At 46.4% G+C, this 12,276-nt stretch carries 11 protein-coding genes; 10 read left to right on the top strand and 1 reads right to left on the bottom strand.

The window, feature by feature from the left end; translation table 11 throughout:
- Positions 1–59: 59 nt before the first annotated feature.
- The 3 genes from BLQ53_RS13255 (at position 60) to holA (ending at position 4,193) form a co-directional block, all read left to right on the top strand.
- Positions 60–635, top strand: coding sequence for a ComE operon protein 2 (locus BLQ53_RS13255; protein ID WP_093727791.1), 576 nt, complete (start codon positions 60–62; stop codon positions 633–635).
- Complete coding sequence (locus BLQ53_RS13260) at positions 632–2,884, top strand: DNA internalization-related competence protein ComEC/Rec2 (RefSeq protein ID WP_093727792.1); 2,253 nt, start codon at positions 632–634, stop codon at positions 2,882–2,884. The genes BLQ53_RS13255 and BLQ53_RS13260 overlap by 4 nt, the downstream gene beginning before the upstream one ends.
- 271 nt (positions 2,885–3,155) lie before the next feature.
- The gene (gene holA / locus BLQ53_RS13265; protein ID WP_093727793.1) at positions 3,156–4,193 is read left to right on the top strand and encodes a DNA polymerase III subunit delta; all 1,038 of its coding nucleotides are present in this window, start codon (positions 3,156–3,158) and stop codon (positions 4,191–4,193) included.
- 62 nt (positions 4,194–4,255) lie between these two features.
- Here the strand turns inward: holA and rpsT are convergent, their stop codons facing one another.
- Positions 4,256–4,522 (bottom strand): 30S ribosomal protein S20, encoded by a 267-nt coding sequence (rpsT, locus tag BLQ53_RS13270; RefSeq protein ID WP_093727794.1) that lies wholly within the window; start codon positions 4,520–4,522, stop codon positions 4,256–4,258.
- A 158-nt stretch (positions 4,523–4,680) separates the two neighbouring features.
- Here rpsT and gpr point away from each other — a divergent pair, with 158 nt between their 5' ends.
- From gpr to grpE, 7 genes are all read left to right on the top strand, one after another.
- Positions 4,681–5,772, top strand: a complete 1,092-nt coding sequence (gpr, locus tag BLQ53_RS13275; protein ID WP_093727854.1) for a GPR endopeptidase — start codon at positions 4,681–4,683, stop codon at positions 5,770–5,772.
- A gap of 85 nt (positions 5,773–5,857) precedes the next feature.
- Positions 5,858–7,054 carry a stage II sporulation protein P gene (spoIIP, locus tag BLQ53_RS13280; protein ID WP_244499348.1) on the top strand — a complete coding sequence of 399 codons (1,197 nt, stop codon included), beginning with the start codon at positions 5,858–5,860 and terminating at the stop codon, positions 7,052–7,054.
- Positions 7,051–7,365: a hypothetical protein gene (locus tag BLQ53_RS13285; RefSeq protein WP_093727795.1), complete on the top strand. Its 315-nt coding sequence runs from the start codon at positions 7,051–7,053 to the stop codon at positions 7,363–7,365. Before spoIIP ends, BLQ53_RS13285 begins: the two co-directional genes overlap by 4 nt.
- 114 nt (positions 7,366–7,479) lie before the next feature.
- On the top strand, positions 7,480–9,300 hold the full coding sequence (gene lepA, locus BLQ53_RS13290) for a translation elongation factor 4 (RefSeq protein WP_093727796.1): 1,821 nt from the start codon (positions 7,480–7,482) through the stop codon (positions 9,298–9,300).
- Between the two features lie 62 nt (positions 9,301–9,362).
- Entirely contained in the window at positions 9,363–10,523 is a 1,161-nt protein-coding gene (hemW, locus tag BLQ53_RS13295; RefSeq protein ID WP_093727797.1) for a radical SAM family heme chaperone HemW, read from the top strand.
- 76 nt (positions 10,524–10,599) lie between these two features.
- Complete coding sequence (gene hrcA / locus BLQ53_RS13300; protein WP_093727798.1) at positions 10,600–11,628, top strand: heat-inducible transcriptional repressor HrcA; 1,029 nt, start codon at positions 10,600–10,602, stop codon at positions 11,626–11,628.
- 67 nt (positions 11,629–11,695) lie between these two features.
- The gene (gene grpE, locus BLQ53_RS13305; protein ID WP_093727799.1) at positions 11,696–12,256 is read left to right on the top strand and encodes a nucleotide exchange factor GrpE; all 561 of its coding nucleotides are present in this window, start codon (positions 11,696–11,698) and stop codon (positions 12,254–12,256) included.
- The last annotated feature ends 20 nt before the right edge of the window (positions 12,257–12,276 follow it).

The raw sequence follows: 12,276 nt of genomic DNA on the forward strand, positions 1-12,276 counted from the left end.
TGACGGATGGGGAGTCGGGTTGTACACTTACTCTAGTAAAGGAAAGGTGGCAACGTGTCATGGAAAGAATAGCATGGAATCAATACTTTATGGCGCAAAGCCACTTATTGGCCTTGCGCAGTACATGCCAAAGACTTATGGTGGGTGCGACGATTGTCCGGGATAAAAGGATCATAGCCGGCGGTTACAATGGCAGTGTCACTGGCAGCAAACATTGTGTCGACGAGGGCTGCTATGTCATCGATGGCCATTGTGTACGGACAGTTCATGCCGAGATGAATGCTCTTTTACAATGTGCAAAATTCGGTGTGCCAACAGAAGGTTCGGAAATCTACGTCACACATTTTCCATGTCTGCAATGCTGCAAAGCCTTGATTCAGGCCGGTATCAAGACTGTTTATTATGCAAGTGACTATAAAAATCACCCTTATGCAGTAGATCTCTTTGCTGAAGCAGGTATCAGGACAGAGCAAGTGGCGCTTGATGCAGTGGTGGTGGATACAAAGCCGCAAGAAACCCGTGATCTGATGGAAAAGGTCGTGGACAAGCTCAAGCAGGCCGGTGATACGGAAAGTCTGCAGCTTGCAGAGGAAGCTGTGTCACGCTATCAACTTCCATATAAAGAACAACTATGATCGGAAGATGGCATATTGTTGCGCTGGCAGCCCTTGGGGGCATGCTGGCGCATTCCCTATCCCTATTTTTATTGCCAGCAGCAATAGCCTGGCTGCTCCTCTTGTATCATTCAAAGCGTCTTCCTCTTTTCGTATTCCTTCTATCTCTATTCGCTGCACTGTTATTCTTCGTAAACAGCATCCTCGGACAATCAACTCCTCCTGATCTACCGCTGGAAGAAACAATTCAGCTTACTTCCCCCATTTCAGATCTTTCCGAAACAAATGAACTAATCCGTTTCATCGCCGATGATCCTTCCGGTTCAGCCTCGATTCAAGTGACATTTTTCAAACAAAACGAACATGAGGCGATCCAAGGCTTGACGACAGGTGCAACATGCACGATGGAAGGAAGGCTTGTCCAGCCCGATGCCGCCACCAATCCAGGTCAATTCGACTATCGTCACTATCTGGAGCGGCAAGGGGTCTTTTATGAAATGGAGCTTCAAGATAAGGAGGGGATAAGTTGTACTGGATCTTCTCCATTGAGCCATTTGTTAAAGGCCCGTGCTGTATTTTTGCAAGAAGCTGACCAGAAACTCGATTCCGATACAGCAGCGTGGGTGCAAGCAATGATTGCAGGGGAAGACAGCAAGATGAATGAAGAAACAATCAAGCTTTTCAACCGCTGGAGCTTATCGCATATCCTTGCCATAAGCGGTATGCACATTGCATTATTTTCAGCAATTCTTTATTTTGTTTTGACAAAGCTCCAGCTGCTTACCGTGGAGAAGACGTATTGGTTTTTATTTGCTTTCCTCGCCGTCTACCCCGTCTTTGCCGGCGGAGAACCTTCTGTTTGGCGTTCTGCCCTGATGGTGATGCTCGTTATGCTGCTGATGCGATTTCGAATTCGGCTGCCGATCATCGATAGTATCAGTATTGTTTTTGTACTTTTGCTTGTCCTCGAACCAAACTATTTGTTTCATGTCGGCTTCCAGTTTTCGTTTCTTGTCAGCTTGGCACTGCTTTTGTCTGCCCGGCTTTATACGGGATCTTTCATCAGTGCACTGCTGGAAACGAGTTTATTAAGCCAGCTTGTCATCTTGCCTCTCCAGGTCTCTCATTTTTACTTCCTCAATCCGCTTTCTGTCTTGATGAATCTTTTCGCTATACCTTTTTATACTTTTATAGCTATTCCGCTTCTTCTGCTGATCGGTATCCTGCTCTTTCCATGGCCGCAAGCTGCTGCGCTATTGGGAGAGGTATTTCGTTTTTTGAATGATTTCGTGATACATGTCATCGAGTGGGTGGACTCGGCTGCTTTTTATCCTTGGGTTGCTGGAAAACTTCCGGTAGGTCTGTCTTTGCTTTATTTTGCTGTGCTTGTTTTATTCTGTTCTGCTTGGGAGAAGGGCAGACGGAAAAAAGCCATCGGTTATGGCGCTTTCCTTACTGTCATACCGCTTCTAGCGGTGTTGCAGCCGTATACGAGCAATACCGGGTACGTGACAATGCTTGATATAGGTCAAGGGGATGCATTTGTGATTGAATTGCCGTATCGTAAGGGGGTTTATATCATAGATGCAGCGGGCAGTGTCGGCATGGAATTCAAACCGACAGACAAGAATTTTGAGCAAGTGATTAAGCCCTATCTTTATGAGAGGGGAATCGCCAAAGTGGATGGCATCTTCGCCAGCCATGCCGATCATGATCATATTGGAAGTATCGGCAAGCTGACAGAGGAATTTCACGTGGATTGGGTAAGAACGTCGGTCTATTTTGATGAATCCAAAGCACGTGAATGGGATAAAGATACAAAGATAATTCCTTGGCAAGCGAAAGAGATGCTGAGGCTGCCAGGCTGGGAAGTTCAGTTGCTGGCGCCTGTAAGGGATAAAAAGGATCCAAACAAAAATTCGCTTGTCATGTATACGAAGCTAGGTGGCAAGAGCTGGCTTTTTACTGGGGATATAGGAAAGGAAGAAGAAAAAGAGCTTATCCGGAGTTATCCGTCTTTGCGCACGGATGTACTGAAAGTCGGCCACCATGGCAGCGATACATCGACCGACCCGGATTTCCTTGCTTTTGTGAAGCCAAAGACGGCGCTTATTTCGGCTGGCCGGAACAATCGTTATGGACATCCTTCTCCGGAGGTAATGCAGGCATTGAAAAACAAAAACATCCGTATCTGGCGAACAGATACGGATGGGGCTGTCGTCTATGCCTTCTCTGGAGGGACAGGCACATTTAACCCGTTCCTCCCATAGAATACGGTAGTTATAAATGAGGCATATGAACTTACCTCTTTGCAGCAGGTACTTCCCTCGATTAGCAAGAGTTGTCACCTATAACATGCAGGCTAACAGGTTAACCTAGAGGTAAGAAAACACCGCTTCGTGTTACAGCCTCCGGAGCTGGCTAACAAAAGCGTTCATATAGATTAGGGGGGGGACATTGCTTTGTTCTCCTCTGTTTCCACCTTGCGTTTCTCTCGGTTTGTCGATACGATAAACAATAGGATTACGTAGGAGTGAGAACATGTCATATACTGACGCTTTAAAAGCAATCAAGAAAAAGGATTTTTCCCCTATATACTTACTATATGGCACTGAGTCCTATTTCATGCAGGATATAAAGGAAAAATTAGAGAAACAATACGCCCTTTCCGATGGTACGAATGTTTCTGTTTATGATTTGGAAGAAACACCCATTCAGGAAGTAATCGCGGATGCAGAAGAATATCCATTCTTCAGTGAGCAAAAATTGATTCTCGCTTATCATCCATTCTTCCTGAAAGCAAAGCCGGATAAGTCTGCCGTTGATCATCGATTGGAAAGTCTGGAGCATTATGCACAAAATCCAGCTGATTGGACGACACTCGTCCTGCTTGCTCCATATGAGAAGGTGGATGAACGAAAGAAAATCGTCAAGACCATCAAGAAAACAGGACAAGCTGTCGCTTGTCAGCCAGTAAAGGAATGGGACCTGTCGGAATGGATCGGCGCTTTAAGCAAGGAGAATCAAATCGAGCTCGAGGATGCGGTAGCGGATTTACTCATACAGGAAGCAGGGACCGATCTTGCCATGCTGCGAGGAGAAATTGAGAAGCTAGCGCTTTATGCAGGTGAGGGAAAGACAATCACTTTGGAGATGGCAGAAAAACTGGTATCGCATCAGCAAACGAGTTCGGGCTTGAAGCTGGTTGATGCGCTGATGGCTGGGGACTTGGCTAAGGCGATCTATATTTTCCATGATCTGATCAAATTGAAGGAAGAACCGATTGCCTTGATAGCACTGCTTGCTTCCCAGTTCCGGACGATACTGCATGTGAAGCTCTTGAAGCACAAAGGATACAATCAAGCAAAGATGGCGGAAGTGACGAAGGTTCATCCATTCGTAGTCAAGCTGGCCCTGAAGCGGGAAGCGCATTTTTCGGAAGAAGAATTAAAGCAGATTCTCTTCTTGGCTGCCGAAACGGATGCTGATTTGAAACAGGGACGTATGGATAAGAACCTTGCTTTTGAACTGCTGCTGCAGCAGATTGTGATGAAACGAAAGAAAGCCCGGATGGTCTGATGGACCACCGGGCTTTTTCCTATTAAAAAACGATTCCATAAAGGAATCGTTTTTCTAGCATATTATGCGCCAAGAGCGTTAACTCTTTTAGTCAAGTTAGACTTCTGACGGTTAGCTTTGTTGCGGTGGATGACACCACTTTGTGCAGCTTTATCAATTTTGCTGGAAGCTGTTAGAAGCGCTGTTTTAGCAGCTGCAGCATCATTGTTGGAAACAGCAGTTTCCACATGTTTCACTGCAGTACGCAAGTCGCTTTTCAAAGCTTGGTTTCTTAGACGGCTATCGTTGTTTACACGAACGCGTTTAATCGCTGATTTAATATTTGCCATGTTTGTTTCACCTCCGGCACAATTCATCTTACAACAAAAGCCATTGTACCAAAGCGGAGCGATGTTTTCAACAATTCTTTTCACTGAACCTACCACTTTTCGTATGAATTGCAGAGAATCTGCTTATGCTAATGCTGACTTTTGTGAAAGGTGGAGGGATGGTTTTGATCAAGCAGCTGCAAGTACGAACGGATTTAGCTATCGAAGCGAAGGATATTTATACATCAAGTGAACAGAAACAAGGAACGGCAGCAGGCATTTCGGTGACGGAGAAAAAAACAGAAGGCATCACCGTCAATTACGTACAAGTGAACGAAGAAGGTGCAAACCAGATCGGGAAGAAACCTGGCATCTATATTACAATCCATACAGAAGCAATCAAGAATCAAGATACGAAACAAGAAGAAGAGACAGCGCTTGTTCTTGCCAAAGAGCTTGAACAAATGCTGGCTGAAAACGATATTCAGACAGATGCCAAAGGTTTGATCGTCGGACTGGGAAACTGGAATGTAACGCCGGATGCCCTCGGACCAGAAGTGATCGAGAAAATCATGGTCACCAATCATCTATTCGAACTGCAGCCGGAATCCGTGGCGGATGGATATCGACCGGTTTCTGCTGTATCGCCGGGGGTCATGGGAACGACAGGTATCGAGACGAGCACGCTCATCCACGGCATCATCGAAAAAACGAAGCCGGATTTCGTCATAGCGGTAGATGCTTTGGCAGCGCGTTCTGTCAGTCGTGTGAATAGTACGATTCAGCTATCCGACACAGGCATCCATCCAGGCTCAGGTGTGGGAAATAAGCGCAAGGAGCTCAGCAAGGATACGTTGGGTATTCCTGTTTTCAGCGTCGGTGTCCCTACAGTTGTCGATGCAGTTACCATCACGAGTGATACAATCGATTATCTTTTCAAGCACTTCGGCAAAGAATGGAAAGAAAAGGATAAACCTTCAAAAGCACTTGTCCCGGCAGGTATGCGATTTGGCAAAAAGGAACTGACGGACGAGGATTTGCCAAGTGAAGAACAGCGTCAAGCTATATTCGGTATGGTAGGAGGACTTACGGAAGTGGAAAAACGCCAGCTGATTCATGAAGTGCTGACACCGCTTGGGTCTAATCTGATGGTGACACCAAAAGAAGTGGATGGTTTCATTGCCGATATGGCACATGTCATCGCTGCAGGCATCAATGGAGCCCTGCACGAAAAGGTCGACCCGGCGAATCTTTCGGACTACACCCGCTGATTTATTACGGAGGTTCTACTTCAAGCTCTTCTCTCATAGATTCTAGTAGAGTTCAACTAGATTCAAAAAGAGAGGAGCTTCTTTCGTGGGAAAAAAAAGGAACAGCTTTCAGCGAAAGCGTTCAGGCGTACTGTTCATCTATAAGCGTACACTCATCCTCATCAGTGCTGTCCTTTGCCTGTTGACCGGTATAGCAGCACTCACTACTGCCGGACCTGCATATCGGCTGTCGTCTCAGGCATTGACAGATTGGACAAGGCAACTGGACAGCACTGTTTATTTGGACATACTAGGTAATGAAAGTAAGATCTTCCGAAGTGTCCGGCCCGAAGAAGCTCCGCCTATCCAGCTGTCTAACGTTTTCATGCAGATGCTGACAACAATCAAACCGGACGATCCACGGACGCTGCTTGGCTCCGAGATACCAGGTTTTTCTTTATATGAGAATCAGATAGTCATTGCCGGAGAAGGGACAAACTATACCAACTTGCCGATTGAATCCGGACAGCCAGAGCATGTCATCGAAGAAGAACCAGTCCAAGAGCAAGAAAAAGAGACACCGGTCGATGAGGAACAAAAATCAGCAGAAGATGGCGAGGAAACGGAGCCAGCACCTTCAACTGATGGAAAAGATGTGGTTTATATCTACTATACGCATAACCAGGAGTCGTATTTACCTTCACTGGACGCACAGCAGCAAGAAAACGCCTATAACAAAAATGCCAATGTGACGCATGCTGGGGAGGCATTGGCAAAAAGGCTGGAAGAGCTCGGGATTGGCACGATCGCGGATCAAACGGATATAGGAGCTATCCTTAATGAAAGAGGAATGGCTTATCACCAATCCTATGAAGCTTCACGAGAAGTAGTGGAGGCAGCTGTTGCAGAGCATAAAGATGTTTCTTTTGTATTTGATATCCATCGGGACAGTCTGAAGCGAAAGGATACAACCAAGGAAATCGACGGAAAAACATACGCAAAAGTTGTCTTTGTTGTCGGAGCAGAAAATAAAGACTATGAAAAAAACTTGAAGCTGGCGACGGATTTGCACAAGAAGATTGAAGCTGAATATCCAGGCTTGAGTCGGGGAGTCATCACGAAACAAGGAGCGGGAGTCGATGGGGTTTATAATCAAGATGTTTCAGACAATGCAGCTCTCCTGGAAATAGGCGGAGTGGAAAATACATTGGAGGAAGCACAGCGGACTGCGGAATTGTTTGCGGAAATATTTGCCGACTATTACTGGGGAGCAGAAAAAGTCCAAGGGGGACAAGCGGAATGAAATATGTGGTGATTGCACTGACAATGCTGGTATTGTTTTTCGGGGGCATCCTGATCGGTATGGAAAAAGAAGACGTACAACAATCGAATCAACCAGCAGCAGAACAGCAAGAAGGACAGCTGACTGCATCGGCTGCTTTTGATCGACCAAATGAAGCGACTGTGATCGAGAAGACGGCACCTGTGACGGATGAAGATGCGGATGGATCAATTGTGCAGCAGCTGGCAAGCGGTCTTGGAAGTATCTTCACCGGTATCTGTTCAGGTATCATCACGGCCATCGAACAGCTTTCCAATGCACTGTTCGGCTGAAACTAAGCGTCTAAAAACATTGAATAAACAAGGCGCAATTGCTATAATCAATGCTAGTTATTGTTACGGCTGTCTTTTAAACAGCAGCTTCGGACAATTTAGGAGTGATTTTGATTGGTAGAGAAGAACAGACGAAATCAGCAGCATGTGCGGAATTTCTCGATCATTGCCCACATCGATCACGGGAAGTCTACACTGGCTGACCGTATTCTGGAGAAGACGAAAGCCCTTACTTCGCGTGAGATGAAGGCGCAGTATCTGGATGCGATGGATCTGGAAAGAGAGCGTGGTATCACGATCAAGCTGAACGCCGTGCAGCTTCAGTATGAGCGGGAAAATGGGGAGACATATATATTCCATTTGATAGATACACCGGGGCATGTCGATTTTACATATGAGGTATCCCGGAGCTTGGCAGCCTGCGAGGGGGCAATTCTTGTAGTGGATGCTGCGCAAGGCATCGAAGCACAGACATTGGCCAATGTCTACTTGGCAATGGACAATGACTTGGAGATCATCCCTGTCATCAATAAGATCGATTTACCGAGTGCTGATCCAGATAGGGTCAAACAGGAAATCGAGGATGTCATCGGCATCGATGCCAGTGACGCAATTTTGGCATCGGCCAAAGCTGGAATTGGGATAGAAGAAATCCTTGAGGCGATCGTGGATCGCATCCCACCGCCAAAAGGTGAAGTGGAAGAACCGCTGAAAGCATTGATTTTCGACTCGTTGTATGATTCCTATCGCGGAGTTGTGGCTTATACTTGTATCAAAGAAGGTTCGGTCAAAGTAGGCGATAAGATCCGCATGATGGCAACTGGCAAAGAATTTGAAGTCAATGAGGTCGGTGTTTTCAATCCGGCTCCAGTACAAAAGGACGAGCTGATCGTTGGAGACGTTGGCTACTTGACAGCCTCCATTAAAAACGTAAGTGACACGCGGGTGGGGGATACCATTACATTGGCCAACAAACCTGCCAGTGAGCCATTGCCGGGCTACCGCCGCCTGAATCCGATGGTATATTGCGGATTATTCCCGGTTGATGCGAGCAATTATAATGATTTGCGGGAAGCGTTGGAGCGATTGGAATTGAATGATAGCTCCTTGCAATATGAAGCGGAAACATCACAAGCGCTGGGATTCGGTTTCCGATGCGGTTTCCTTGGTCTTTTGCATATGGAAATCATCCAAGAGCGAATCGAGCGTGAATTCAATATCGACTTGATCACCACTGCACCGAGCGTTATCTACAATGTCATTTTGAATGACGGCAGTGAGGTACGCGTTGATAACCCCGCTGCAATGCCGGATGCACAATCACGTGCCGAGGTGCAGGAACCGTATGTTAAAGCGACGATTATGGTGCCGAATGATTATGTTGGGACTGTCATGGAGCTTTGTCAGAAGAAACGCGGTGATTTCAAGGATATGCAGTATCTGGACGATGTCCGAGTGAATGTCGTTTATGAGATTCCGCTTTCTGAAATCGTTTATGATTTCTTTGATCAGCTCAAGTCCCAGACAAAAGGCTATGCAAGCTTCGATTATGAACTGATCGGCTATAAAGCAAGCGAATTGCAGAAGATGGATATCCTCTTGAACGGGGATACAATTGATGCGCTGTCCTTCATCGTGCATCGTGATTTTGCTTTCGATCGTGGTAAATCGATCGTTGAGAAGCTGAAGACGCTGATCCCGCGCCAGCAATTCGAGGTTCCGGTTCAGGCTGCAATCGGAAACAAGATCGTTGCCCGTTCCAATATCAAAGCGATACGTAAGAATGTCCTGTCCAAATGTTATGGCGGCGACATTTCACGTAAACGTAAATTGCTCGAGAAACAAAAAGAAGGTAAGAAACGCATGAAGATGGTCGGTTCCGTGGAAGTTCCACAAGAAGCGTTCATGGCCATCCTGCAAATGGACGACGAATAAAAAAACAGACAACCCTTGTCCTTATCCGGCAAGGGTTTGTCATTGCGGAAGGAGGCAGCATGATGAACGAAGTGAAATCCGCCTATATCCATATACCATTTTGTGAACAGCTCTGTCACTATTGCGACTTTACGAAGTTTTTTTACCGGGAAGACAGCGCAGATGAATATGTAGAAGCACTAAGGAAGGAAATAGAGCATTATATTCCGAACAGACAGCAAATGAAGACGATTTTCGTCGGCGGAGGTACGCCGACAGCCCTGAATATGCAGCAGCTTGAACATGTTTTGAAAAGTGTCGACAAAGCGTTCGATGTCCATGCAGCCAATGAATATACGTTTGAAGCCAATCCCGGCGATCTGACATTGGAGAAGGCGAAACTTTTGAAAACGTACGGAGTGGACCGCATCTCACTTGGTGTGCAAGTGTTTGATGATAAACTGCTTGAAGCAATCGGACGGCTCCACCGGGTGAAGGATGTATATCAAAGTCTTGATCTGCTGAAACAGGCTGGTTTTGACAATATCAGTATCGATTTGATTTATGCGCTGCCAGGACAGACATTGGAACAGTTTGGACATACTGTGGAAGAGGCTTTGCAGTTCGATTTGCAGCATTATTCTTCTTACTCGCTGCAAATCGAGCCAAAAACGGTCTTTTATCAGCGTTATAAAAAGGGAACATTAAAGAAAGCGCCGGAAGAGTTGGAAGCAAGCATGTACAATCTGCTGCGTGACGAAATGAAGGCACATGGCAGACAGCAGTACGAGGTAAGCAATTTTGCAGTGCCTGGCAAGGAAAGCCAGCACAATCTTGCATACTGGAATAATGACTTCTATTACGGGCTTGGCGCTGGAGCGCATGGCTATTTGCCAGGCCGTCGAATCATCAATATCCGGCCGCTTCCAGCTTATCTGAAACAAGCGAATGAGAATGGCATTCCTGTACTGCATGAGGAATCGATCGGCCGCAAAGAGCGCATCGAAGAAGAGCTATTTCTCGGGCTCCGCAAGAAAACGGGCGTGAGTAAAGCAGCTTTCCGTGAAAAATTCGGTATCGGACTTACCGATGTTTACCGAAAGCCTCTCGATTTGTTGATTAGCAAGGGCTGGCTGATAGAAGATGCTGATCATGTCGCGATGACAGAAGACGGTTTCTTGTTCGGAAACGATGTATTCCAGGAGTTCCTTTTGGAAGAAGAACCAGCAAGCGTTTCGAATTGACAATTTTAATAGCCTTTGTTACCTTATATGTATATTTAGCACTCCATGAACCAGAGTGCTAATCGAGGTGATGATCATGCTGACAGAAAGACAGCTGCGTATCCTTCAGGTCATAGTCGATGATTTCATTGAAACGGCGCAGCCGATAGGTTCGCGTGCTATCTCCAATAAGCAGGACGTTGCTTACAGTGCCGCGACGATCCGAAATGATATGGCTGAATTGGAACAGCTTGGCTTGATCGAGAAGACGCATACCTCATCTGGAAGGGTCCCTTCCGAAAGAGGCTATCGTTTCTACGTGGATCATCTACTGACACCATTCCATTTGACGCGGCAGGATACGTCGGCAATCAAACAGACCTTCTCTGCGAATATGCGGGAGATGGAGGAAGTCGTCCAGCAGTCCGCAGCACTGTTATCAGAGCTGACCAATTATACAAGCATCATCCTCGGACCCGAAATGCTGGAGACGAAGCTTAAGCACATCCAGATTCTGAATTTATCTGATTTCAGTGCTGTCATGATCCTTGTGACAGACACCGGTCATGTGGAACACAGATCTTTTCGTATTCCTGATGGAATGGATCATGCGGAGATGGAAAAGGCAGTTAATATCCTGAATGACCGCTTGGCTGGTGTGCCGCTAATGATGGTGCCCGGCAGGCTGAAAGCGGAAGTGCAGGAGCTGCTCAAACAGCATACCGCACATTATGAGACGATTTTTGCTTATCTGCGTTCCTTCATGGAAACCCAGCAGCCACTCAAGCTTTATTTCGGCGGCAAGACGAATATCTTGATGCAGCCTGATTTTCAGGACTTGAATAAGCTGCGGACCCTATATACGATGATAGAAGAAGAGGGCGAAACGATAGCCCAGCTTCTCAAGGGAGAACAAAATGGTTTGCATGTTTCCATCGGCACGGAAAATAAGCTGGATGCGATGCAGGATTGCAGTTTTGTCACTGCTAGTTACACAGCAGATGGCACACATATGGGGACGGTCGCACTGCTTGGACCGACCAGGATGGAATATTCCCGTGTGATGTCGCTGATGCATGTCTTAACGGGAAAACTGACCAATGCTTATCAGGATTGGCAGAAATGAGTTGAATATGGCTTGCTTTTTTTAGCAAGCCTTTCATATAAGCAATGCTTTTCAGGAGGTGACCATCATGGCAAATGAAGAAAAAGAAAAAATGAATGAAACCGAAGCGCAGGAAGCTGTCGAAGCAGAAGTGATCGATCAAGCCCCGGCTGAGGAATCTGAAACTAACGAAGAAGGCAGTGAAAAGCTAGCCCAGCTCGAACAGGAGAAAAACGACATGTACGAGCGTCTGCTTCGCTTGCAGGCTGAGTATGACAACTTCCGCAAGCGTACACAGAAGGAAAAAGAAGCTGCCAGCAAATATAGATCCCAAGATTTGGCGGAAGCTTTGCTTCCAGTCGTAGACAACTTGGATCGTGCCCTTCAGACTGTCCAGGAAGAAGAATCGAACAAAGGTTTCGTCGATGGTATCCGTATGGTACATCGTCAATTGTTGGATGCTTTCAAACAGCAAGGAATCGAAGCTATCGAATCAGTCGGACAGCCTTTTGATCCGCATTTGCACCAAGCAGTCATGCAGGTGGAAAACGACGAATACGAACCGAATACGGTCGTACAGGAAATGCAAAAAGGCTATCAGCTAAAAGACCGTGTCATCCGACCGGCTATGGTTCAAGTGAATCAATAAAGCACTACATATGCTTTGAA

The sequence above is a fragment of the Terribacillus halophilus genome, from assembly GCF_900101385.1.
Lineage (GTDB): Bacteria > Bacillota > Bacilli > Bacillales > Amphibacillaceae > Terribacillus > Terribacillus halophilus.

What these genes read in the sequence shown, in the direction of transcription:
- BLQ53_RS13255 (WP_093727791.1), top strand. Translation starts at nt 60, where the DNA reads ATGGAAAGAATAGCATGGAATCAATACTTTATGGCGCAAAGCCACTTA.
- BLQ53_RS13260 (WP_093727792.1), top strand. Translation starts at nt 632, where the DNA reads ATGATCGGAAGATGGCATATTGTTGCGCTGGCAGCCCTTGGGGGCATG.
- holA (WP_093727793.1), top strand. Translation starts at nt 3,156, where the DNA reads ATGTCATATACTGACGCTTTAAAAGCAATCAAGAAAAAGGATTTTTCC.
- rpsT (WP_093727794.1), bottom strand. Translation starts at nt 4,522, where the DNA reads ATGGCAAATATTAAATCAGCGATTAAACGCGTTCGTGTAAACAACGAT.
- gpr (WP_093727854.1), top strand. Translation starts at nt 4,681, where the DNA reads ATGGTTTTGATCAAGCAGCTGCAAGTACGAACGGATTTAGCTATCGAA.
- BLQ53_RS13285 (WP_093727795.1), top strand. Translation starts at nt 7,051, where the DNA reads ATGAAATATGTGGTGATTGCACTGACAATGCTGGTATTGTTTTTCGGG.
- hemW (WP_093727797.1), top strand. Translation starts at nt 9,363, where the DNA reads ATGAACGAAGTGAAATCCGCCTATATCCATATACCATTTTGTGAACAG.
- hrcA (WP_093727798.1), top strand. Translation starts at nt 10,600, where the DNA reads ATGCTGACAGAAAGACAGCTGCGTATCCTTCAGGTCATAGTCGATGAT.
- grpE (WP_093727799.1), top strand. Translation starts at nt 11,696, where the DNA reads ATGGCAAATGAAGAAAAAGAAAAAATGAATGAAACCGAAGCGCAGGAA.